The organism is Merdibacter massiliensis (assembly GCF_900155395.1).
Taxonomy (GTDB): Bacteria; Bacillota_I; Bacilli_A; order Erysipelotrichales; family Erysipelotrichaceae; genus Merdibacter; species Merdibacter massiliensis.
Genome location: NZ_LT699709.1, coordinates 45,227 through 69,759, shown reverse-complemented (window position 1 = coordinate 69,759; position 24,533 = coordinate 45,227). Strand labels below are relative to the sequence as shown.

The window sequence follows — 24,533 nt, the reverse complement described above, 5'->3', positions numbered from 1 at the left end:
ATCAGATGACACAGAAATGACACATCTGTCATCTGACGATTATGCTGAAACGGGGAATAAGATCGTAAAGCAAGTTCCTTCCTTTATCTGGCTAGCAACTTGAATATCCGTTTGCTGAGCATTGAGTATTGCTTTTGCCATCGCCATGCCTATTCCTGCAGAATCGGAGGATGCATTTTTTCCGCGGTAAAAACGTTCGAAAATGTGTGCCTGATCTTCCAGATCCATGCCTTCGCCATCATCTTTGATCGTAAGAGAGGTAAACAGCGGAGATGTTGTCGCACTGATATGGATATGTCCGTTCATGCCTGTATGTTCCGCAGCATTTTTGATTATATTCAAGATGGCTTCTTTGCTCCATTTAGGATCCGTAGTGATGTAACAATCAGGAATTTTGATTGTGATCTGCAAATTTTTTTGCTGAATGATCTGTCTGATCGGTTCTATGGAGGATCGGATCAACTGCTCAAGAGCGATTCGTTCTTTATGAAAGACAATTGCACAGACATCCAATTGGGAAAGCTTTAATAACGAGGATACTAACCATTGAAGCCGCTCGATTTGCTTTTGCAAAAGCGTTCCAAACTGGATCCTTTTTTCGCCAGGAAGCTCGCTGGTAAGCAATTCGCTCATCATTTGCATAGACGTGATCGGTGTTTTTAATTGATGAGAAATATCATTGAGCATTTGAACTAAAAACAGACGATCTTTTGCGGATCGTTCATTTTGTTCGCGATAGGTGCGTATCAATTTATACATATCGTTTTCTAATATGCTGAGGACTCCTTCTTCTTCGCTGGTGATGGGTATTTCTTTATTTCCCGTATATAAGTGCAGCAATTGTCTGCTTAAGCGAACGATCGTATGGTGAATAAAATAGAGCATGCAGCCGAATAACAGATTCCAAAAGAGGGAAAGAAAAAGTGTAAAATAAAGATATTGCGGATATTTCCACATGCAAAAAAGAACAAGAAAGAGAAAAATCGAAGAAACGATCATGCCCCAATAGAATAAATGTTTATGATTCATGAAATCCCTCCATGCGGTAGCCTAATCCGCGTATTGTTTTTAACAGCTGCGGGTCTTTATCGTCTTTTTCAATTTTTTCTCGTAAACGGCGAATGGTGACCGACAGTGTATTATCTTCTACATATTGTCCTTTTTGATCCCATAATGCGTCTAATAATTGCATGCGTGTCATGATTTGATTCGGATGGTGGATAAAGATGAGCAGCAATTGGTATTCCAAAGCGGAAAGATAAATTTCCTGTTGTCCGCGAAATACTTTTCCTTGTTTCTGATTAATGATCAGATCGCCGACCAAAATATCTTCTTGCCGGGATGTCTGGTAACGGCGAAGGATGCTGCGGATACGGCTGAGCAGCTCTTGTAATCGAAAAGGTTTGGTGACATAGTCATCGCCGCCCAGATCCAATCCTTTTACAATGGTCGCTTCTTCGTCTTGAGCGCTTAAAAATAATACAGGCAAGTGCCGTTTTTTTGCTTCTAGGCAAACTTGAAATCCATTTCCGTCAGGAAGGCCGATGTCTATGATCACAAAATGAAAAGAATGCGATTGCAGGAGCTGCAATGCTTCGTTTACATTTTTGGCTATTAGGACATCATATCCTTCTCTTTCCAGAGAATATTGTAAGCCGATCGTGATCGCAGTATCATCTTCCACCAGCAATATGCGCATGAAATCACCTCATTATGTTCAGTATAACATAGTTCGCTTTTTGAAAAGTGATAGAACTGTAAGAAAAAAAGATTGGAAATCCAATCTTTTTAAATGCATTCACTGATAAAACGTCTCTCTTCCATCTCTGGTGCATGTTTCATCATCAATAAAGGAATACGGGCTGCCTTGCCTTTCAGCGGAGCATCTAAACAGGTGGTAACAGTCAGCTGTACATTGTCTTTTTGTAAAAGAGAGAGCATGTCCAGCAAAACTTCTTCATTCTGATAGAAAATTTCCTCTATCTGGATCTGCGCTTCTTCTTTGTGAAAACTTACATATCCACATGCATCGCCATCTTTTTCATATTGCCATGTCTGATTTTGACAGCAGTGCTGATAAGGCAGCCAGAATGTTTCGTAGTATTGCTCGTCACGGATGCGCCAGCCATCCATCGTTTGCATATAAGATTGATAGATCTTTGCACAGGATGGTGCGGCAGCTTGCGTGAAACATCCTTTTGCCTGTCGATCTAAGATGGGGTCGAGAGTCCATTGTTTCCCATAGTGTGTAACGGTATAACCAAACGGTTTATATAGATCCCAGTTATAAGCTTGCAACATGATAGGTTCATCTGGAAATTCTTGATCCAAGTGTTCCATCAATAATCGCAGATAACCACAGGTGCGAAAACCAGGATCGACCGCTACTCCTTCTAAGAAACGAATCTGCTGGGCCTTTCCCTGAATGGACATATTCCATTTGGGAACCATGCACATAGCGATCAAATTTTCTTTGGATGCGATGATATAACAGTCTGCAGGGTCAAAGAGATGGGAGAAGTAAAAGTCGGCAGTTTCTTTTGATTCATCCTGGAAACTGTTGAGCCATAAGGAGTGAACGGCTTCCATATCCTCTGTATGGGGATGACGGATTTCCCACTCTTCAAAACGTGCGCTGTATTTTAATGGAACACGAATGGGGCGCATGTCATGTTTCGCTTTGGCAAGTGCTTCTAGCCCCATGTCATCTTCACGGTTTAACAATGTATATTTGGGATCTGCATGTTCCAGATAAAGCTTTAAGATAGCCACATATAGGCCTCGTATTGATCTGTTTGCTTTTTCAACATGAATGTCCAGCATATAGTCTGTGATCGGAGAAACGATGGAAAAAGCTTCTATTTTACCGTCGATCGTGATGACACCGCCGCTCAATCCCAGCTCTTCGAAATGATCAAATAAGAAACGAATGCCTTGTTCTTCTTCTTCAATGCCAAAGATGGCTTCATGGCTTGTTTGCCAGCGTTTCAGACATTCAAACACTTCGGAAAAATCAGCTCTTGATAAGGCATGATAAGCATAACGGTCGCCATATTCTTTTATGAAAGCATTGAAATGATTACGGCGTTTCTGCATCTTTTTTCCAACCAGTGTTTCCTGTTGTTTCCGGTCATAGATATAGTCTTTTCCATCCCATTCTTTATGAAATAAGATCTTTCCATGGTACTCTTTTTGCAGCCAATTTCGCCAGTCTTTGGATACGCTGGTCATACGCGGCAAAATGTTATGTTCTTTACTGTAAGCCAGCATTGCTTCTATTGCTTCTTTTCGATATTCCAAGGTACAGAAAGGCATATACCAATAAATGTCGCCTGTTTTTTCAATCTTGAAATAAGCCAATGCAAAATGGTCATATATTTGAAAGAAAAAAGGATAAGGGTATTGCCACATCAGCATCGTGACGATATTCGCATTGCAGTCTTCATATCCAGCTGACTGGATCCATGGTTGTAATTCCTGATAATTTTCGATCGATAATTTTTTCATATTGATTTCCTCGCAACCTTATTATAAACACAGGTTGCCAGATTACAAGCGCACTGCTCAATTACTTTGCGAAAAAGGAGCACCTCCGGCAATGAACCCTTTGACAATGAGTGCTAGTTCTTCGACTGGTACTTTCATTCCTTCTTTGAGCCACTGTTCCAATATAGCGATACAGCCGGAGCTGATAAAGGTGTAAAAATAGTCCATGACTTTCGGATCGCAATCCGGATATAAAGAAGCATATGCCCGCATCCCGGCTTCTTTTCCGATAGCAACTAAGCGAAATAGAAAACTTTTATCTCCATAGGGACTGAGGGTGACCAAACATAGTTCCGCATTATTTTGAATCAAAGAAAAAATTTCGGTGATCATATCGACCAAATCGATATTTTTATTTCCTGATAATAACGGGGTCATCTTTTTTTGGAATTCCTCTGTCAGTTCTTCTTCGATCTGTTCCATCAGATCATAGATATCTCGATAATGGGTATAAAAAGTACCTCGATTGATGCCGGCAGCCTGGCATAGTTCACGAACGGTGATGTTTTGAAGCGGCTTCTCTTTTAATAATGTCAGTAAAGCCTGACGTATAAACATTTTTGTTACCCGTACACGGTTGTCAATTTCTTTCATAGGATGCCTCTTTTCTTGTAAATGAACACTTTTTGAGTTTCTGTTGATTTTATGACAAACCACACAGATGTGATGATTGAAAACGGTTTCCACCCTTATTATAATACAAGTAGATAATAATAGACAACGTGTTGATTATTATGACGGCGAGGTGAAAATGATGAGTGCATACATTGAATTTCAGGATGTCAAAAAAGTATATCAGATGGGAGAGGTTTCCATTGAAGCATTGGCTGGCGTGAATTTTACCATTGACCAGGGCGAATTTGTAGTGATCGCCGGAGCGAGCGGCGCAGGCAAAAGTACGATCTTGAATATTTTAGGCGGCATGGACAGTGCTACAAGCGGCACGATCATCGTCGATGGAAATCGTGTCAGTGATTATACACCAAAGCAGTTAACGACGTATCGGCGTTATGATATTGGCTTTGTTTTTCAATTTTATAATTTGGTGCAGAATTTGACCGTAAAGGAAAACGTGGAATTAGCGACACAGATCTGCAAACATCCATTGGATATTGATGAAACGATTGCGGCTGTTGGATTGAGCGATCGTGCACGCAATTTTCCGGCACAGTTGTCTGGAGGGGAGCAGCAGCGTGTTGCCATAGCGCGTGCATTGGCAAAAAATCCTAAACTGCTGCTTTGCGATGAGCCGACAGGAGCATTGGATTATCAAACAGGAAAACAGATCTTAAAATTGCTGCAGGATACTTGCAGAGAGCGGGGAGTCTGTGTGATCGTCATTACGCATAATCTGGCTTTGACAGCAATGGGGGATAAGGTCATCAAAGTGCGTAACGGCCGTATTGAAAGCATTGAGATCAATGCCGATCCTTTGCCGGTAGAAAGGATCGAGTATTGATGAGAAGTGCATTGTTAAAAGATATCTTGCGTGAGATACGCAAGAGTCTAGGACGCTTCTTATCCATCTTATTGATCGTCGCACTGGGGGTTGCTTTCTTTGCCGGCGTTAAAGCAAGTGTCCCAGACATGAAGTACACGGCGGATGCCTATTTTGATGAATATAATATGCAGGATATCCAGCTGATCTCTACGGTCGGCTTTACCGATGAAGATGTAGATGCCATTCGGCAGATAGAAGGAGTCAAAGGTGTGCATGCTACGTATTCGATGGATGCCTTGACAACAAAAGGATCCAAGCAGATTACGTTGAAAGTATTGGCAATGCCGTCTTTAGATCCGGATCGTGACGATCCAAATTATATCAATCAGGTACGTCTGGTGGATGGCAGAATGCCAGAAAACAGCGGAGAATGTTTAGTTGAAAATTCACACCTGATCGAAAGTGATCTGGAAATTGGAGATACCATTACGTTAACCAGCGGTACACAAGATCCTATCAGCGATTCATTGAATCGGGATACGTATACGATCGTGGGAACGATGTATACACCGATCTATCTTTCTTATGAAAAAGGCAGCACGACCATTGGCAGCGGATCGATCGACAGCTTTATCATGATCCTGGATGAAGATTTTGCAATGGATTATTACACGGAAGTGGATGTGGTGATAGACGGTGCAAAAGCGCTGAATTCCTATGAAGATGCCTATTTTGATGTGATTGATCCTGTAAAAAGTTCTTTGGAAAGCTTAGGGCTGGAAAGAGCTGACCTCCGCTTGGAAGAAATACGGGATGCGGCTATGGAAGAGTATGAAAAAGGGTTAGCGGAGTATGAACAGGGAGTAGAAGAATTAAACACACAATTGGAGGCGGCACAGCAAAAACTGGATGATGGAGAAAATGAACTGATCATTTCGCAAGCCACGTTAAATTCTTCACAATTGTATGCACAGCAGGAAGTGACCAGCGGGGAAACACAGATCAACACACTGGAAAATTTGTTAGAAGAAGCAAAGCAGAAACAAATAGAAGTGAAAAGCCAGCTGCAGGCACAAATCGATTCGGTGAATGCACAGTTGGATTCTTTGCAAGATCAGCAAGATGAATATGCTGCATTGCTGGCAGAAAATGATGAGCGTCTGGCGCAGCTGAAAGAGAAGCTGGCTAATGAGAGCGATTTGCAGGAACAAGAAAAGATCCAAACGGAAATTGCTTGGAGGGAGTCTTTAAAGGAAAATACAGAGTTGACTAGTCAATATTTGGAAACGACGGTCACGACCTTGCAAACACAGCTTGCTGATTTGCAGACACAGCTGGATCAAAGCGACAGTTATATCATACAGTTGGAAAATATGCTTGCACAGCAAAGAGAACAGCTAGTGCAGGCCAAGGCAGCGGCAGACCAGCAGATGGAGGAAGGACAGCAGCAGATCGATGACGGCTGGGAACAATTAGCACAAGGGAAAGCAGAATTGGCTCGTCAGAAAGCGTTAGGAGAAGCCCAATTAGAACTTGCAAAAGAACGTTTGGATAAAGCAAAGGAACAAATTGATGCCATCAGTGATCCGCAATGGTATGTGTTGGATCGGGAATCACAGTATGCTTATATGGATTATGGAAGCGTGGCCGATCGAATGGAAGGAATCGCCAGCGTGTTCCCGGTATTCTTCTTTTTGGTGGCAGCCCTGGTTTGTTTGACGACCATGACGCGCATGGTCGATGAACAGCGCAGCAATATCGGTACGATGAAAGCGTTAGGATACGGCAAAGGCTCTATTGCGCTGAAATATTTATTATATGCATTTATTGCCGGGGTGATCGGTTCGATCGTAGGTTGTGCACTGGGCATGTGGATCTTCCCTACTGTGATCTTCAATGCTTGGAATTTAATGTACAATTTACCTTCTCTGCAGTTTGTATTCCAGCCGGGTCTGATGTTGTTGGCCAGCGGCCTGGTCATTGGCGTAACGATGCTGGCAGCACTAGGAGCAGTTTATAAGGAATTGATGGAAGTGCCAAGCCAATTGATGCGTCCGAAAGCACCAAAAGTAGGCAAAAAGATTTTGCTGGAACGCATTCCGTTTATCTGGTCTCGTTTCTCCTTTACTTGGAAAGTAACTGCACGCAATATTTTCCGTTATAAAAAACGTTTCTTGATGACTGTTATTGGCATTGCCGGCTGCAGTGCGTTATTGGTAGCTGGTTTTGGCATTCAAGACAGTATTTCCGATATCGTGTCCAAGCAATATGATGAAATATTTAATTATGATGCGACGATCACGCTGGATAATAATGCGACCATGCTGGAAAAAGATGACTATCTGCAGGAATTGAAACAGGACGAGCGCATAAAAGAAATCATCGGAGTAGAACAATTAGCAGTCACTGTTTCTGATGATGGAGAAGACAGTTCAGTTACCATCGTCGTACCAAATGATGTGAACGCATTTGCAGACTTCACTACTTTGCGTCATCGCGGCACTACAGAAACGATTCCTTTGCGTGATGACGGGGCGTTGATTACGGAAAAGCTGGCCATGAATTTAGGATTAAAAGCAGGGGACAGCATTACGATCAAAGATGGAGACGGGGTGGAAAGAGAAATCAAGATCACTGCAATCGTAGAAAATTATGTAGGACATTATCTATATTTATCACCAACTTATTTCCGCCAGGTGTTTGAAGAACGTCAAAATGATACGACTTTCTTGATCAAAACGACATCGACAGATGCCGATTTTGAAACAAAGTTGGGAGAAGATCTGATGAGTGATTCCATTGTTTCTTCTGTCTCTTTCTATTCTGGATTGGCAGAGTCCTTTGAGGATACGATTTCTTCACTAAGCTTTATCGTTGTCGTGCTTGTCGTAGCAGCAGGTATGTTAGCATTTGTTGTTTTGTATAATCTGACAAATGTAAATATATCAGAGAGGATCCGTGAGATTGCGACTATCAAAGTGTTAGGCTTCTATGATAATGAAGTTAGTTCGTATGTTTTCAGAGAAACGATTTTCTTAACGATCATTGGAGCACTTGCCGGATTGTTGCTCGGTATCGGTCTGCATCAATTGATCATGAGTTTAGCCGAAATGGAAAGTGTGATGTTTGGCCGCAATATTGATTGGATCTCTTATGTCATTTCTTTTGGTATTACTTTGTTGTTTGCCGGTATTGTCAATCTGGTCATGTATCAAAAACTCAAACGTGTGCAAATGGTAGAATCGTTGAAGTCCGTTGAATAAAAAGAAGAAATGGCCTTAAATGACTATTTCTTCTTTTGCTTGTCTTATTGTATTCATAAAAGGGTTGTGCTATAATCGTCAGCGAACTGGTTTCGAAACCTCCCAGTATAATCATAGGCAAAAAAGTGAATAAAAAATGTATCAGAGATTTTTTTATTTTGCTTTGTCTATGGAAAAATAGACAAAGCTTTTTTTATGAAAGGAGGGGAAGGATGGAAAAACAAAAAGTCATTATTGATTGTGATCCGGGAATTGATGACAGCCTGGCACTGATGTTGGCATTGCAAAGCGATGCGATCGAAGTGTTGGGGATTACGATCGTATGCGGAAATGCGCCGGTAAAGATGGGATTTGAAAATGCAAAGAAAGTATTGCGTCATCTTGGACGTTTGGATGTTCCTGTTTATCTGGGAGCACAGCAGCCTCTTGTCAAGACTTATGTAGATGCCTTGGATACCCATGGAAGCGATGGTTTGGGGGAAAGCTTTCTGGAAGAGGTCGCAGGTCATGAAACAAAAGAAAGTGCGGTTGCTTTTCTTTCGCGCACGCTGCATGAACAGGATTGTTCGATCATTGCCCTAGGCCCTTTGACAAACTTTGCACATCTGATCCAGCAAGACCCGCAAGCATTTGCTGCAATCAAACGTTTTGTTTCTATGGGTGGTAGCTATCGTTCGCATGGTAATTGTTCTCCTGTAGCGGAATATAATTATTGGGAAGATCCAGATGCAGCCGATATGGTGTTTTCTCAAATGGAAAAGATTGGAAAGCACATAGAAATGGTAGGACTGGATGTAACAAGAAAAATCGTTTTAACACCAGACCTATTGTCTTATATCGAACGTTTAGATGCCAAACAAGGCGCTTTTATCCGCCAGATCACCAAGTTTTATTTTGATTTTCATTGGAAACAGGAACACTTGATCGGTTGTGTGATCAATGATCCGCTGGCAGTTTCTTATTTTTTGGATCCTGCATCGTGCACAGGCTTTTTCTCGCATGTAGAGATCGTAACAGAAGGAATTGCCAGAGGACAAAGCATCGTCGATGCGTATGATTTTTATCATCGTCCACATAATGCCTATGTGTTGACGGAATGTGATGTTTATGCATTTTTTAAGAGGTTTCTTTCTTCGATCTTATCGATTGAAGCAGATCAGTTGGATCTTTTGAAAAAAATGATCAGATCGGAAAGGGGAATAGAAACATATGAAAAATAAAGTAACAGCTTACCATCTTTGTGTAATTGCATTTTGTGTCGTGATCAATATCGTTGGAGGGCAGATTGCCTTGTTTGCGCGTCTTCCTATTTATTTGGACAGCATCGGTACGGTGCTGGCTGCAGCAATGTTTGGTCCGGTATACGGCATGCTGCCGAGTTTGTTAAGCGGGTTGATCATGGGGATGATCAATGATATTTATTCTTTGTATTATGCACCGGTAGGGATCTTGTTTGGCTGCTTGTGCGGCTTTGTTTGGAAGAAACAAGTACCTAAGATCTGGTGGCCGTTTGTAGCAGCATTGATCGTAACGATTCCCAGCTCCTTTGTCAGTGCTTGCATTACAGCTTATTTATTTGGCGGAATCACATCTTCTGGTTCCAGCGCACTGGTGCAGCTATTAGCGCATACACCGCTTGGATTAACCGTAAGCTGTTTTATCGTACAAGTCATTACAGATTATTTTGATCGAATCGTTGCCTTTTTAGTCGTTTTGGTATTGAAAAAGCGTTTGCCCAATAGAAAAGGCATGTATGAAAGGAAAAATTGAATAAAGAAAAATCGGTACAGTTCTTAAATAAAATATAGTATAATGAGAGCAAAAGGAGGGATGTGAATGAATGATCGTACTTGTCCGTTTTGTGGAGGTGTACAAAGTGAAAGCCGCTGTGAGATCTGCAACCGGCCGACCGTAAAAATCAGTCCGTCTGCGGCAAACAAACCAGAAAGAAGATATCCACATCCTTATAAAGAAGTTAGTGATGAGACCATGGATCAAAGCAGTATGGAAAAGAAACGTACATACAGCAAACAACAGCGTGAAAGTCAAGTGATCCAAAAGCTGAATACGCAGCAAAGACAACGCCGCGTACAGGAAAATAATGCGATGCGCTTTGCCAATATCATCTCGTTCATCGTTTTCTTTTTTATTTTTTTCATGATATTATTCATTGCCTTCTGATATGTATAAAGTATTATTATTCGATGCAGACGATACATTGTTTGATTTTCAGGCTTGTGAAAAACAGGCATTGCATTCGACATTTGCAAAGTATCACATCGCTTTAACAAGCCGTTTATTGCAAGCGTTTCATACGCTGAACAAAACGTTATGGGATGGTTATGAACAAGGAAGGCTTACACGTGAAGAAGTGGTCTTTACACGCTTTGTCCAGCTTTTTCAACAATTTCATTTATCTGCGGACGGCATCCAGTTTGAAAAAGATTATCAGGATGCACTGGCAAAAGGACATCAATTGATGGAAGGTGCGTATGCCCTTTTGGAAGAGCTCAAGCATGAGTATCGTTTGTTTGTCGTCAGCAACGGTGTGGTTGCCACACAATACCAGCGGTTGCAGGATGCCGGTTTGTTGCATTTTTTTGAACACATCTTTTTATCAGAAGAAGTAGGTTCCAGAAAACCGCAGATTTCCTTTTTTGAACCGGTGCTGCAGGCAGCAAAACCAAGCGCGAAAAAAGAAATATTGTTGATTGGCGATTCTTTGTCGTCGGATATTGCAGGGGCAAACCGTATAGGCATTGACTGTGTGTGGATGAATCCAAATAAGAAAGCGGCACCAAACAACTATGCGATTACCTATGAGATTCAACATTTGCATCAGTTAAAAATGATTTTAGATTCTTTAAAAACAGAAAAAGATGGATAAAAAACAGTGCTGGCACTGTTTTTTCTTAGAAGGAGATACTTATGAAATACCATGATTTGCAAAAGACACCGATTCCAAGATTATACTTGTCTTTTTTGTTGCCGACAGTGATTGCAAGTGTCTCTAATTCATTGTACTGTTTGGCAGATATTTACTTTATATCGATCGGTTCAGGAATGATGGGCCTGGCAGCAGTCAATATCGTGATGCCGATGTATACGATTTATTCCGCTGTCGGTTTGTTATTTGGTGTCGGAGCTTCCACGATCATTTCGATCGAAAGAGGTGCCGGACATGACAAAGGAGCTGATGCGGCCTTTACGTTAGGCATGATCGGTATGCTGGTCTGCGGGTGTATCCTTACCATATTGTCTTTGTTGTTTTTAAAACCATTGGCGTATGCGCTGGGAGCAAGTGAAGAGTTATTGCCGTATGTCATTGAATATTTACGCCCTATTGTGATAGGTACCATAGCGTTTATCTTTATGTACGCATGCGGGATACTGCTGCGCAGTGACAATGCACCTAAATTAGCAATGGGGAGCATGCTCATCGGAAATATTTGCAATATTTTCTTAGATTACATTTGTGTGATCGTTTTCGGATGGGGCTTAGGCGGTGCAGCAATTGCAACTGCATTTGCACCGATGATCACATTGTTCATTGCTTCTTTTCATTTTTCACTGCATCAAAATCAGCTCCATTTTTGCAAGATTCATCGGACTCGTTCTTTATGGAAGAGGATGCTCATCAATGGTGCGGGCAGCGGGATACTGGAATTAACTTCTGGATTGATCATTTTCTTGTTGAATGCCATGATCTTGATGGTGAGCGATGCGGCTTTTTTGGCTGCATATGCCATCGTAGCCAATATTGCCTATGTGTTGAAAGGGCTGTTTGCGGCATTTGGGCAGGCAGCACAGCCGATCATGTCATATAATATCGGGGCTGGGCAAATTAAGCGTACAAAGCAGATCTTATCTTTGGCCTTGCGCATGACGATCACTGTCTCATTGATCTTATATGGCACATTCGTTTTGTTTGATGAAGAATTGGCTGCTGTCTTTGCCAATGGTGATTTGTTTGTTTGTGCATTGGGGGCTCACGGTATCGTTTTATATTTCCTTTCCATGCCGTTTACCGGCTTTAATACCATTTTGATGTATTATTTTCAATCCGTGGAGCAGGGAAGACTGTCGACTGTATTAGCACTAGCCAAAGGGGTCATCTTTGTTGTGCTCGGAATGATCTTGCTGTATATTTTATTTAAAGAGAATGGTATCTGGCTGATCATTCCTTTTGCAGAAGCTTGTGCCTGTTTATTAGGCATTTGCTTGTATCGGCGTTGGCAAAGGAGCAATTCATATGAAGGAAACACAGCAGCTGATTGATTATGTACGCTTATATGATATGCAGGACCCGAAGATTCAGTTAAAACTGGCACATAGTCTGCAGGTAGGAAAACTATGTGAAGAATTGGCAAAGCGTTTAGGTCTGGAAGCGGAAGACATTGCATTGGCAAAACGGATCGGTTTGCTGCATGACATTGGCCGTTTTCCACAGGTAACACGCTATCACACATTTGAAGATGCAAAAAGTGAAGCACATGCACAACTGGGCCTGAAAGTGTTGTTTGAAGAAGGATGGATCCAAAAATTTCATTGTGATCATACACAAGAACATTTGATCCGGCAAGCGATCTGTTATCACAGTGATCGTACTCTTCCTAAGACATTGGATCCAAGGGAAACAATGTTTTGTCATATTGTAAGAGATTGTGATAAGATCGATATCCTTCGTGTGCATCAGCAGCATCCATTTACTGATTATTTAAATTGTACAAAGGAAGAATTATCCGCTTCACTGATCAGCGATGCAGTTGTCGATGCTTTTTTGCAGCGTACGACTGTTGACTTCACCAAACGCAAAACACCGTTGGATATCTTATTGTCTCATGATGCCATCCTGTTTGGTCTGCACTATCCGCAAAGCAAGGAAATGTTTATTGAGAGACGATATTGCTTGTTTACGGCATTGCAAGGCATATCGTTTCTTGAAAAGGATACCAGAAGAAAGCTTTCAATCATTATGCGAAGCTGCAAAGAAGAGGGCTTTTTAGTAAAGGAGATCTTATGATTAAAGTTACGTTTATTCATCACAGTGCATTCATGGTAGAACTGCAGGAACACGTTTTGTTATTTGATTATACACAGGGAGAAATTCCTGCATATGATAGAAATAAAGATCTGTATGTCTTTGCAAGTCATGCGCATGGCGATCATTACAGCCCTTCTATCCTGCAGTTGAATGCAAAAGCAGTGATCTTGGGGTTTGAGATGGAACAAAAGAATGATAATATGTATTGTCTGCTTCCGCATAGCAGCAAAACATTGCATGATATAAAGATTCATACCTTTTTTTCAACAGATGAAGGTGTTGCCTTTTTGATTGAATGTGAAGGCAGACGCATTTATCATGCCGGCGATCTGCATAATTGGCACTGGCCGGGCGATACATTGCAAGAAGAAAACTGGATGAAACAGCATTATGAAGAAGAAATGCGTTACTTGGCGCCATTTCATCCGCATATCGCTTTTGTCGTCTTAGATCCCCGCTTGCAAATGTATGCAGAAGAGGGAATGGATACTTTCTTTTCGATGGTAGAAGCGGACATTGTCTTTCCCATGCATCTGTGGGGCGATTTTCATTTTGCCAAACAGTATCAAAAGACACATCAAAAAAGCAACTTGTATCTATATGAACATGACGGCAGCACGTTCTTGTTCGAATGAAAATGTAAAGAATAGGTAGAGGTTTTGTTATAATTGTGTTATATTTAAGACAATAGGGGAGGGCTTACAATGGATGTGAAAGATGCAATTCTTAAAGCCATGCAGGAATATCATCAGATTACTGGATTGCGTAGTTATTTGATCCAAGATGTAGATGACATCAATAGTGCTGCAGAACGTAATTATTTTTGTAAATGTCTCAAGACAAGTGCACGGGCATTAAAACACTGTGAGGAATGCACGATGGAAAATTACCGGAATGCATTAACAGAAGAAAAAGTCAGCATGTATTCTTGCCATGCGGGCTTGGTAAAATGGTCTATGCCGATTCGCTACAAAGATTTTCATGGCGTGATCATCAGTGAAGGTGTCATAACGAAGCAGCAGGTAAAAGATAGTGAACAATGGGTGCTCTATTTGAGCGAGCGTTACAATGTTCGAAAAGATGTCCTGCTGGACAACTATAAGGTCATTAAAGAGATGACAGAGGAAGAGGTAAACATTTCTATTAAATTATTAAAAGACCTGGTTGATTATCACTTGGCGATGAACACACGTAATAATGAAGAGTAAGAGGATCTTGAAATAAGCTCTATGATTGGCATGTCCAAACCATGGGGCTTATTTTCTTTCTCTTATTCAGAGTAATTGAGTTGTCGCTTGCATGCTAACGTGCTATACTTTCAAAAAAGGAGCGCTGTATGTGAAGAAAAAAGTGGAAAAGTTTTGTCGCATCAACGATGAAAAACTGGAGAAAGATATTCAGGAATTAGAAGAATATGTCCAAATTCTGGAACAACATCTAAAAACCGTAAAAGATCCAAACAAATTTAAAAAGATGAAACAGCTGGATCGTGATGCACGTTTGATGATCCATGATCTAAAACAGATGAAGTTATTGAATAAAGACTAAAACAGGAAACAGCAGCTGCTGTTTTTTTGATTGCTGCTTGATTTGACAGACAGGTAAAAAAATAAGGATTTGCTTTTCTTTCTTTTACATTTGTGCTATCATATGAAATATGAAAACGCTTTGATTTTAAAAAGTTTAGACAGGAGTGTGAGAAATGGAACGTTGTGCAGGAGTGCTCGCTGCGGTATCTTCGCTGCCGGGAAATCAAGGAATTGGAGATTTTGGCCGTAAAACAAAGATGTTTATCGATCAGATTGCCGATGCTGGCTTTCGTATTTGGCAAGTATTGCCCATGCAGCCGTTAGGTTATGGGAATTCACCTTATCAACCGTATTCTTCTTTTGCCGGAGAGCCGATTTTCATCAATATCGACCGGTTAAGCGAGATGGATCTACTGAAACAAAGCAGCATTAAGAATTTGAATAAGTTCAAAGAGAGTGTTAGCTATGAAGAAGTGCGCAAATTTAAAGAGCCGTATTTTCGAAAAGCGTTTTATGAATTTAAAAAACAGTTTGAAAGATTTGAAAAGGAATACCAAAAATTTTGTGCAGACAACGATTGGTTAGAGGAGTATGCCGTTTTCATTACTTTTAAAAAAGCCAATGATATGAAAGAGTGGCGGTTCTGGCCGGATGAGATGAAAAACTGGCCGTTTGATAAGAAACTGGATCTAACTTCTTATGAAAATGAATTGTTTTATGAAAAGTTTCTGCAGTTTATGTTCTTTCTGCAATGGAAAGAAATCCATGATCATGCGAAAGAAAAAGGCATTGAAATCATGGGGGATATTCCTTTTTATGTTGGTTTGGACAGTGCAGATGTCTGGGCTAATCGGAAACAGTTTTTATTAGAGGCAGATGGATCGCCTAGCTTTGTTGCTGGTGTACCGCCTGATTATTTTAGTGAGACTGGCCAACGCTGGGGCAATCCCATCTATGATTGGAAAGCGATGCGCAACAATGGTTATGCCTTCTGGATGCGGAGATTGGCATGGCAGAAAGCCTGCTATGATATCGTTCGTATTGACCATTTTCGTGCATTTGATACTTATTGGAAGATCAACGCGGATTGTGAAACAGCGATGGATGGAGAATGGGTCTTAGGTGAAGGCCGATCTTTCTTTGATACATTGTATCAAAAGATGCCGGATATCCATTTGGTAGCTGAAGATCTTGGCGATATCCGTCCGGAAGTCTTAAAATTGAGGGATGCATATCAATTGCCGGGAATGGATGTGTTGTTATTTCGGATGGAACCAAAGATGCTGAAACGGCCGGCAAAGAAAAACAGCATTGTTTATACTGGTACCCATGATAATGATACGGCAGAAGAAGCTTATGGCAAGTTTACGCATAATCGCCGGATCGCTCTTCGTCGTTTTTTCCATAACCGGGGATACAATGAACGAAATTTTCATGATCTGCTGGTACATTTTGCATTTGACAGCGATGCAGATTATGTCATCATTCCTCTGCAGGATATTTTAGGATTGAAAGAAGAAGGTCATATGAATCATCCGGGCACGATTGGATCTCCAAATTGGGAATGGAAATTAAAAGATTATAAAAAACTGACAAAAGAGATGAACAAGCTGAAAAAATGGCTTGTGAATGCACATCGGGAAAGAAAATAAAAAAAGCGGAGGGCCGCTTTTTTTATGCTTTCTTTTGTGCTTCTTTATAACGATCATAAATGATCTTTAAGCCTTTAAATGTTAAATCGCGATCATAGATGTCAATAAGAGGAGTATGGCGGTAAATGATCTTGCCTAATCCGCCAGTAGCAATGACCTTGATATCTTCTCTGCCGAGTTCCTTTTTGAATTGCTGGATGATATATTCGGTTTGTCCTAAGAAACCATAAAATAATCCGGCCTGCATGTTGGCAGAAGTGTTCTTTGTCAAGATAGTGCCTGGTGATTTGATTTCAACCTCCGGCAGCTGAGCCGTTTGTGACCATAAAGCATTAGCGCCGGATTCTACACCCAAGGCGATGACACCATAGCTGAAGACGCCTTTTTCATCGATATAATCAAATGTTGTTGCTGTTCCAAAATCGACAATTAAAGCGGGACCGCCATAGACATAATAAGCTCCTGCGCAATCAACGATTCGATCGGCGCCGACTGCTTTCGGATTTTCCATTTGTACGGAAATACCTGTTTTGATCCCGGGTCCGACAATGATGGGCTCTTTCTGCAAATATTTGCGAATGCTGTTGCGGAAAGAATGCATTACTTTAGGAACAACGCTGGCGATGATGACATCTTCGATATCATCGCTCGTAATATTGGCATCGTTTAAAAAACTGATGATCATGAATCCGTATTCATCACTTGTCCGCTTCATTTTTGTTGTAAGACGGTATGTGCGTTTCAGTTTATCACCCTGGTAGATCCCTACCGTGATATTTGTATTTCCTATATCAAAAACCAGTAACATGTTTATTGTTCCCCCTGTGTGCACAATGTCAGCATATGCTCTAAGATCGTGACTCCTAATTCATATTTGCTCATTTTTGGGCATGGAATTCGCTGGAAACGATCTAAAATCGTGGCGATGTTCGTATCGCTTTGGAAACCGGCACCTTCGGTATGCAGATCATTTGCAACGATCATATCGCAGTGCTTTTTTTCTAATTTTTCCTGGGCATTGGCCAGCAAGTTTTGTGTCTCCATTGCAAATCCGCAGATGATCTGACCAGGTTTTTTGTGCTCGCCTAAATAAGCCAGGATATCCGGATTTTTCACAAATTCGATTTGCAGATGATCTCCTTTTTTCTTGATTTTCTGCTCGCTGACATGCACGGGGCGGTAATCGCCGACTGCCGCAGCTTTGATGATAAAATCAGCTTGTGCACTACGTGTACGAACCGCTTCGAACATTTCCATTGCAGTCGTAACAGGGTAAAAATGCACGCCGGTTGGAGGAGTCAATTGGACAGGCCCGCTGATCAAAGTGACTTCTGCACCCATATCCAAAGCTGCCTGTGCCAGGGAATAGCCCATTTTTCCAGAGGAATGGTTTGTAAGATAACGGACAGGATCAAGCGCTTCCTGGGTAGGACCGGCGGTAATCAAAACATGTTTCCCCTTTAAACTGTCGTTTTGTTGAAAGTATGTATCGACATAGTGGAGGATATCGGTTAGATCGCATAATTTTCCTTTTCCATTGTCGCCGCATGCCAGATGACCCACTGCCGGTTCTAAGATCGTATACCCCAGTTTTTTGCAGCGCTGCAGATTTTCCTGGGTGATCGGATTTTCATACATCTGGGTATTCATTGCCGGACAGATGACCTTCTGTTTATTACATGCAAGGAAAGTCGTTGTCAGCATGTCATCTGCAATGCCATGTGCTACTTTGGCAATTACATTTGCACTTGCCGGTACCAAGATGAACAGATCCGCTTTTTTGGCAAGAGATATATGATGAATGCTTCGGTTTGCCACTTTCTCAAAAGTGTCTACCACTACATTATGGTTGATCAATGCTTCAAAGGTAAGAGGAGCGATAAACTCAGTTGCATTTTTTGTCATGATGACTTCTACATCATAATGTTTCTTTATCAGATCACTTGTTAATTGTGCTGCCTTGAAAGCAGCAATGCCCCCGCTTACTCCAAGTACGATGGTCTTTTGCATACTAGCCCACTTCCTTCATAGAAAACTGTTAAAACAGTGATTGATTTACAGAATATCCCTATTATAGCATATCTCATAAAAAAAGAATAAAATTGTTTCTTATTATCAACAATCGATGAAGAAAAAGCATAAGAATGAAATAGATTACGCTATAATAGATATAAGAGAGGAAGTGGAAACATGCTGGCAACTTGCGAAGAAATGAAACGGATGGATCAGCGGATGGTCAATGAGATGCATGTATCGATGGAACGATTGATGCAGCAGGCCGCACAAGCCTTATGGGATGCGATCCGGCAGCATTATGGGACGCAGCATCGCTTTGGCATCTTTTGCGGGAGCGGAAACAATGGCGGCGATGGATATGCCCTTGCTTTGTTGATGAAGAAGGAAAATGTAACCTGTACGGTATGCGCCGTTGCACCGGCAAGAAGCACTTGTGCACAGTTCTATGAAGAAAAAACAAAAGAACAACAGATCATGATCTGCCAGGCTGAGCAATGTGAAGAAGTCATCGATTCTTGTGACATTTTGATCGATGCCATCTTTGGAACGGGTCTTGCCCGATCACCGCAAGGAATTTACGCAAGCGTGATCCGGCAGTTGAATCAAAGCGGAAAAATAATTCTTTCTGTTGATGTGCCCAGCGGTTTAGGAGAGGACATCTTCGATTCGCAAACGACGATCCACGCTGAAGAAACGATCACATTTGCATGTATGAAGAAAATGATGCTGCCTCATTCTCGTCGCATATGCTGTGGGAAGATCCGTCTTGTCTCGATCGGAATTCCTAAACAACTGCAGATATGTGCAGATCCGACCCTTGTTTTGGACAGCAATCGTGTAAGCAGGATGTTGCCAAAACGAAAAGCACAGTCGCATAAGGGTACTTATGGAAGAGTGCTGGTCATTGGCGGCAGCCGTAATATGAGCGGGGCGCTGATCATGTGTACAAAAGCATTGTTAAGAAGCGGGGCCGGTCTGGTTACCTGCATGTTGCCTTCCTGTATCCATACGATCGTTGCCTCTTCATTGCAAGAAGCGATGTTTCGGGTAATGAAAGATGACGGAGAGCAGATGGTCGTTGATCCGCAAGAATGGAAAAAAGAACTAGGCAACTATGATTTGATCGTTGTTGGCAATGGCATGGGCAGAGGGAGCAGCACGAAACAAATCGTAGAACTGGTACTTGCCAGCGATGTCCCCTGTATCTTGGATGGAGATGCGATCTATGAAACGGGACAGCATCATTTGTTAGATTTAGTTGAACAAAAAGATGTTATCTTGACGCCGCATCTTAAAGAACTGTCTTATCTCAGCACGGAAACATGGGAAGAAGTCAGGGAACGGCCATGGGATGCGGCTCAGAAGTTAGTGAAACGCTATCCTTTTTTGTGCTTGTTGGCAAAAGATGATCTGACCTGGATCTTTCATAAAGATAAGCGTGCTTTGAACATCATCGGGAACAATGGCCTTGCCAAAGGGGGAAGCGGCGATGTGCTGTGCGGCATGATCGCTGGTTTGTATGCACAGAGCAAAGATGCGTTTCACAGTGCCTGTGCAGCGGTATATGCGCATGCTTATAGCGCAGATCATTTATTGAAAAGCATGGATCCGATGAGCATGCTGCCTGGTGATCTGCTTTCACAGCTGCCAAAAACTTATCAAGAATTAAGGGGAAAATAAATTGCTTTCGCATTAGAAAGCAGTATCTGTAATGAATAGAGGAGGACCCTGTCCATGATACGAATAAAAAAAATGCTGACGATCATTTGTTCCATTGCCTTGCTTTTCAGCATCGCTGCCTGTCAAAATAAAGATCCTGAAGAAGAACAGGCAGCTTTTGATGATTTTATGGAACAACAGTTCATCGACAGCATGCAGGCTGACTATACAAGTGCTCATACATATTTGCAAGATCCAGAAAAATATGGAATCGATGTAAACGCAATGGAAGTGAATTTGGGTCAGCGTTTTGACGAAGCATCCTTACAAGCAAGCAAAGAGGCATTTAAAGAGAGTTATGCGCAATTTCAACAGTTTGACCGCGCATTGTTGACTTCTAAGCAGCAAGACCTCTATGATACGTACGCTTATGAGGCAAAGATCAATGAGCAGCTGCTGGATGATAAATTTGACTATTATCCGCAGTTATTCGAAAGTATGAGCGGTCTGCAGTTTCAGCTGCCTTCATTCTTTTCAGATTGGGAAATTGAGGATGAAAAAGATGCACAAGACCTGATTCTTTTGTTAAAAGATGTCAAACCATATGTAGATAGTGCTCTTGCTTATAGTGAAACACAGAAAAGCAAGGGATTATTGATGGTGGATGCTGATTCGATCACAGAATACTGCAAAGGCATCTTGGATAAAGGAACGGAGTCATCGATTTTGACTTCGATGCAGGAAAAAGTGAGCAAATTAAACTTAAGTGAAGAAAAGAGCAGAAAGTATCAGCAGCAGCTGCAAGATGCATTTGAAAATTCATTCTTAACTGCTTATCAGGCAATTTATGATTTTATGAGCTCGTTATCAGCTGAAGAAAACAATGAGGAAGGACTGGCAGCATTTCCGAATGGGAAAGAATACTATGCTTTGCTGTTGCAGCAAAACATTGGATCTGAGAAAACGCCTGCAGATATTCAAAAGATGATGGAAGATGCTTTTGCGGATCACTTGGTGAATTTACAAACGATCATGATAGCGGATATGGAGGGCATCGAACCTTTGTTAAATAATGAAATACCGCAAACAGGATTGACCAGTTATGAGGCAATCTTAGAGATGATCAGTGAAAAGATGGGGGAAGATTTCCCAGAGGTTGGAAACCTTCAATACCATATAGAAGATATGAACAAAGAAATTGCCTCCAACGGGATCGGCGCGTATTTTAATATTCCTTCGATCGATGGAGATTCTATCCAACAGATGCGTGTCAATCCGAATAGTGCGGATGTAGGGTCATTATCAACCTATATCACTGTTTCGCATGAGGGCTTTCCGGGACATATGTACCAATATGCTTATCTATATGAAAACATGGACAGTGCCTATGCAAAAACATTAGCGAATGTAAGTGCCTATGTGGAGGGGTATGCGGTATATGCTTCTTATCAGAGTCTAAAATATTTGGAAGATCTAAATACCAATTTATTGCATGCTTATCAAGAAAATGAATTGGCTTCATACTGCCTGTATATTCAAGCGGATATTGGGATCCATTATGAAGGATGGTCACAAGAACAAATGAAAGATTTTTTTAGTGATACCGGTATTGCGATGAGCGAGGAAGAGGCTGCACTGGTCTATGATCAGCTGCAAGCAAATCCGGCAGCTTTTGAACCTTATTATGTCGGCTATGAAGAATTCAATGCCCTGCAGCAAAAGGCACAGGACGAACTGGGAGAAGCATTTGAAACAAAAGCCTTTCATGAAGCGATATTGGAAGCAGGAATCGTTCCGTTTTCTGTCGTTGAACGCCATGTAGACGCATATATTACTGAGCATAAAGCATGATTTTTCGTTTTTTAAAAGGTCGCAAGCAAACAGCGATCTTTTTTTCATATGCTGTGATAGGTGATATCTTGAATAAGATCGAATGGATCATCCATACATGCAATCAATGGGTATGGGGATGGGGAACAATTGTTGTATTGATCGTCAGCGGACTTTGGTCTTGGTTTCAAAACAGATGTGTTCTGTTTCATCCTTTCTTGATCTTAAGAGGCATGCGGAAAACGCTGAGCGGTCCAAAAGGAAGACAGGCAAGGCATGATTTTTATACAGCATTGGCAGGTACGCTAGGTGTCGGCAGCATTGCAGGCGCAGCTTCTGCCATGGCATTGGGAGGGACAGGTGCATTATTTTGGCTGTTGCTCAGCTCGTTGCTGGGGATGGGCTTAAAGTATGCAGAAACGATCTTAGCCTGCGCTTATCAGAAAAGAAAAGATGACAGATGGATCGGCGGGGCAATGATCCTTTTGGGCGAGGTCCGCAATCATCCGTTTTTATCGGTTTGTTTTTCATTATCTTGTCTGCTTGCGGCTTTTGGCGTCGGCAGCATGGCTCCCAGCGGAGCGATCTGTACATCGCTGCAGACTATTTTTCCGATCCAACGCTGGTTTGCTGCTTTGCTTGTTGTGGTTTTTGCCTCTCTTGTCCTGTCGGGAAAAGGAGGGCGCATCCAGATGGTGAATGCAAAGATCATTCCTCTTATTTCTGCTATGTATATCCTTTTTTGTTTTTATATCCTTATTGCTTACCATGAACGGCTGCCTTTGGCTGCTGCACAAGTCATGCAAGATGCATTTTGTTTCTCTTCCTTCGGCGGCGGAGTCGGCGGTCATATGGTCAATCGTGCGGTCCATTATGGATTGACAAGAGGTCTGTTTTCCCATGAAGCCGGGATGGGCAGTGCACCGCTGGCTTATGCTTCTCATTCTTGCAAGGAACCGGCAGAACAAGGTTTTTTAGGCATGGTGGAAGTCTTTTTTGATTCTTTTGGTATAACTTTGCTGAGTGCGCTGGTCTTGCTTTGCGTAAGTATGGGGAATGCCTATGTTGCCAGTGACGGCACGGTGTGGATGCAGCAATGTTTTCGTGTTGTATTTGGAAATACCGGCGGTATTCTTTTCTCGGTGATGATGATCTGTTTTGCTTTTCCAACGATCTTAGGCTGGTATTATTATGCCGGTCAGTGTTTGCAGTATTTATTTTCTTATAAATGGATTCATTATTTTTATCTGCTGCTGTATTTGTGCAGCTTGTATGCAGGCGGTGTATTGCATACAGCTGTGATCTGGGAGCTGAGCGATACATTAAACGGCTGCATGCTGATACTGAATTTGTGTGCTTTATGGCTGTTTCGAAAGGAAATGGCGTCTCTTTCTGCTCTTTATCGGCAAAAAGAAAGATGAAAGCCTGCTGATAAGAGCAGATGTTGCATACAGTAAAAGAGAGAAGGAGGGAGAAAATGGCATTATTGAATGGAATAGATATCTCGGATTATCAGCGAGGGCTGCAGATTGATCAGATAGCAGCAGATTTTGTGATCGTAAAAGCAAGTGAAGGCATTGGTTATGAAGATCCCAGCTGTCAAACGTTTGCCAGAGAAACACTGGCGGCCAATCGAAAATTAGGATTATATCACTTTGCCCGCCCGGGCAAAGAAAATGCTGCCAGACAGGAGGCGGAATGGTTCTTGCGCATATTTCAGAAATACAGAGGAAAAGCCATTCCTGTATTGGATTGGGAAGCAGAAGAAATCAGCAATGTGACTTGGGCAAAAGAGTGGCTGGATACAGTATATGAACAAAGCGGTGTCCGTCCATGGATCTACATGAGCGAATCAGTTGTCAATGCCTATGACTGGAGCACAGTTGCTAAAGAATATCCGCTTTGGATGGCTCTGTATCATAGTGATGCAACTTTTTATAATTATGATATGCGTCATGCAGGAACGCTTGTACAAGTGCATCATTGGCATCGGATCATTTGCTGGCAATGGACAAGCCGGGGACGGCTGAGCGGCTGGCCAAATGATTTGGACCTGGATCGTTTTTATGGCGATCGTGCACTTTGGGAACGATACGAAAAAGCTGCGGATGTGCCAGTAAAGAAAAGCAATGAGCGTATTGCGCAAGAAGTCATCGATGGAAAATGGGGCGAGGGCGAAGAGAAAGAACGCCGTCTTCGTGCTGCCGGCTATGACCCGGCAATCATTGATTCGATCGTATCCGAAAAAACCAAAAGCAAAAGTGTGGAGGAATTAGCGAAAGAAGTGTTGGAAGGAAAATGGGGATCAGGAGAAGAGCGGAAACGGCGTTTAGAAGCAGCCGGTTATGATGCGGCCGCGGTACAAAAAGAAGTGGATCGTATGCTAGAGGAGATGGAACAACAGTACTACACTGTAAAAAAAGGAGATACGCTGACCTCGATCGCACGCCGTTTTGGCACAAGTGTAGAAAAGTTGATATCCCTAAACAGGATCCAAGATCCCGATCAAATCGAAGCAGGGGAGCGCCTGCGTGTTCGTTAAGATATAACTGC

The 24,533-nt window shown here is 41.9% G+C and carries 22 protein-coding genes; 16 read left to right on the top strand and 6 right to left on the bottom strand.

The genetic code is table 11. From position 1 onward, the window contains the following. Positions 1 to 39 precede the first annotated feature (39 nt). The 4 genes from BQ9859_RS01455 to BQ9859_RS01440 all read right to left on the bottom strand — a co-directional run bounded on the left by BQ9859_RS01455 (position 40) and on the right by BQ9859_RS01440 (position 4,140). Positions 40 to 1,029 (bottom strand): sensor histidine kinase, encoded by a 990-nt coding sequence (locus BQ9859_RS01455; protein WP_075876420.1) that lies wholly within the window; start codon positions 1,027 to 1,029, stop codon positions 40 to 42. Further along, entirely contained in the window at positions 1,019 to 1,699 is a 681-nt protein-coding gene (locus BQ9859_RS01450) for a response regulator transcription factor (protein ID WP_075876418.1), read from the bottom strand. Before BQ9859_RS01450 ends, BQ9859_RS01455 begins: the two co-directional genes overlap by 11 nt. An 89-nt stretch (positions 1,700 to 1,788) precedes the next feature. Then, positions 1,789 to 3,507 (bottom strand): GNAT family N-acetyltransferase, encoded by a 1,719-nt coding sequence (locus BQ9859_RS01445; protein WP_075876416.1) that lies wholly within the window; start codon positions 3,505 to 3,507, stop codon positions 1,789 to 1,791. A gap of 57 nt (positions 3,508 to 3,564) precedes the next feature. Beyond that, positions 3,565 to 4,140 (bottom strand): TetR/AcrR family transcriptional regulator, encoded by a 576-nt coding sequence (locus tag BQ9859_RS01440; RefSeq protein WP_075876414.1) that lies wholly within the window; start codon positions 4,138 to 4,140, stop codon positions 3,565 to 3,567. 160 nt (positions 4,141 to 4,300) lie between these two features. Here BQ9859_RS01440 and BQ9859_RS01435 point away from each other — a divergent pair, with 160 nt between their 5' ends. The 12 genes from BQ9859_RS01435 (at position 4,301) to malQ (ending at position 16,475) form a co-directional block, all read left to right on the top strand. Further along, entirely contained in the window at positions 4,301 to 5,005 is a 705-nt protein-coding gene (locus BQ9859_RS01435; protein ID WP_075876412.1) for an ABC transporter ATP-binding protein, read from the top strand. Further along, positions 5,005 to 8,250, top strand: coding sequence for an ABC transporter permease (locus BQ9859_RS01430; RefSeq protein ID WP_235846364.1), 3,246 nt, complete (start codon positions 5,005 to 5,007; stop codon positions 8,248 to 8,250). The genes BQ9859_RS01435 and BQ9859_RS01430 overlap by 1 nt, the downstream gene beginning before the upstream one ends. A 212-nt stretch (positions 8,251 to 8,462) precedes the next feature. Next, the gene (locus BQ9859_RS01425) at positions 8,463 to 9,470 is read left to right on the top strand and encodes a nucleoside hydrolase (protein WP_075876410.1); all 1,008 of its coding nucleotides are present in this window, start codon (positions 8,463 to 8,465) and stop codon (positions 9,468 to 9,470) included. Continuing rightward, on the top strand, positions 9,460 to 10,020 hold the full coding sequence (locus BQ9859_RS01420; protein ID WP_075876409.1) for an ECF transporter S component: 561 nt from the start codon (positions 9,460 to 9,462) through the stop codon (positions 10,018 to 10,020). The genes BQ9859_RS01425 and BQ9859_RS01420 overlap by 11 nt, the downstream gene beginning before the upstream one ends. Before the next feature lie 66 nt (positions 10,021 to 10,086). Continuing rightward, entirely contained in the window at positions 10,087 to 10,431 is a 345-nt protein-coding gene (locus tag BQ9859_RS01415; protein ID WP_075876408.1) for a hypothetical protein, read from the top strand. 1 nt (position 10,432) lies between these two features. Continuing rightward, on the top strand, positions 10,433 to 11,137 hold the full coding sequence (locus tag BQ9859_RS01410; RefSeq protein WP_075876555.1) for a YjjG family noncanonical pyrimidine nucleotidase: 705 nt from the start codon (positions 10,433 to 10,435) through the stop codon (positions 11,135 to 11,137). Positions 11,138 to 11,178: 41 nt separating this feature from the next. Beyond that, positions 11,179 to 12,528 carry an MATE family efflux transporter gene (locus BQ9859_RS01405; protein WP_075876407.1) on the top strand — a complete coding sequence of 450 codons (1,350 nt, stop codon included), beginning with the start codon at positions 11,179 to 11,181 and terminating at the stop codon, positions 12,526 to 12,528. Then, positions 12,503 to 13,273 (top strand): HD domain-containing protein, encoded by a 771-nt coding sequence (locus BQ9859_RS01400; protein WP_075876406.1) that lies wholly within the window; start codon positions 12,503 to 12,505, stop codon positions 13,271 to 13,273. Before BQ9859_RS01405 ends, BQ9859_RS01400 begins: the two co-directional genes overlap by 26 nt. Further along, positions 13,270 to 13,929 (top strand): MBL fold metallo-hydrolase, encoded by a 660-nt coding sequence (locus BQ9859_RS01395; RefSeq protein ID WP_083662591.1) that lies wholly within the window; start codon positions 13,270 to 13,272, stop codon positions 13,927 to 13,929. The genes BQ9859_RS01400 and BQ9859_RS01395 overlap by 4 nt, the downstream gene beginning before the upstream one ends. A gap of 69 nt (positions 13,930 to 13,998) precedes the next feature. Next, on the top strand, positions 13,999 to 14,502 hold the full coding sequence (locus tag BQ9859_RS01390) for a PocR ligand-binding domain-containing protein (RefSeq protein ID WP_075876405.1): 504 nt from the start codon (positions 13,999 to 14,001) through the stop codon (positions 14,500 to 14,502). Positions 14,503 to 14,632: 130 nt separating this feature from the next. After that, complete coding sequence (locus BQ9859_RS01385; protein ID WP_075876404.1) at positions 14,633 to 14,842, top strand: hypothetical protein; 210 nt, start codon at positions 14,633 to 14,635, stop codon at positions 14,840 to 14,842. 154 nt (positions 14,843 to 14,996) lie between these two features. After that, complete coding sequence (gene malQ, locus BQ9859_RS01380; protein WP_075876403.1) at positions 14,997 to 16,475, top strand: 4-alpha-glucanotransferase; 1,479 nt, start codon at positions 14,997 to 14,999, stop codon at positions 16,473 to 16,475. A 22-nt stretch (positions 16,476 to 16,497) separates the two neighbouring features. Here malQ and BQ9859_RS01375 read toward each other — a convergent pair whose 3' ends face one another. Both BQ9859_RS01375 and coaBC read right to left on the bottom strand, forming a co-directional pair. After that, entirely contained in the window at positions 16,498 to 17,283 is a 786-nt protein-coding gene (locus tag BQ9859_RS01375; protein ID WP_075876402.1) for a type III pantothenate kinase, read from the bottom strand. A gap of 2 nt (positions 17,284 to 17,285) precedes the next feature. Then, on the bottom strand, positions 17,286 to 18,485 hold the full coding sequence (coaBC, locus tag BQ9859_RS01370; RefSeq protein WP_075876401.1) for a bifunctional phosphopantothenoylcysteine decarboxylase/phosphopantothenate--cysteine ligase CoaBC: 1,200 nt from the start codon (positions 18,483 to 18,485) through the stop codon (positions 17,286 to 17,288). A 180-nt stretch (positions 18,486 to 18,665) separates the two neighbouring features. Between coaBC and BQ9859_RS01365 the strand changes: the two genes are divergently transcribed. The 4 genes from BQ9859_RS01365 (at position 18,666) to BQ9859_RS01350 (ending at position 24,522) form a co-directional block, all read left to right on the top strand. After that, positions 18,666 to 20,171 (top strand): bifunctional ADP-dependent NAD(P)H-hydrate dehydratase/NAD(P)H-hydrate epimerase, encoded by a 1,506-nt coding sequence (locus BQ9859_RS01365; RefSeq protein WP_075876400.1) that lies wholly within the window; start codon positions 18,666 to 18,668, stop codon positions 20,169 to 20,171. Between the two features lie 54 nt (positions 20,172 to 20,225). Then, positions 20,226 to 22,001: a DUF885 domain-containing protein gene (locus tag BQ9859_RS01360; RefSeq protein ID WP_075876399.1), complete on the top strand. Its 1,776-nt coding sequence runs from the start codon at positions 20,226 to 20,228 to the stop codon at positions 21,999 to 22,001. 68 nt (positions 22,002 to 22,069) lie between these two features. Next, positions 22,070 to 23,401, top strand: a complete 1,332-nt coding sequence (locus tag BQ9859_RS01355; protein WP_075876551.1) for an alanine/glycine:cation symporter family protein — start codon at positions 22,070 to 22,072, stop codon at positions 23,399 to 23,401. Positions 23,402 to 23,457: 56 nt separating this feature from the next. Beyond that, positions 23,458 to 24,522, top strand: coding sequence for a GH25 family lysozyme (locus BQ9859_RS01350; RefSeq protein WP_075876398.1), 1,065 nt, complete (start codon positions 23,458 to 23,460; stop codon positions 24,520 to 24,522). Positions 24,523 to 24,533: the final 11 nt, after the last annotated feature.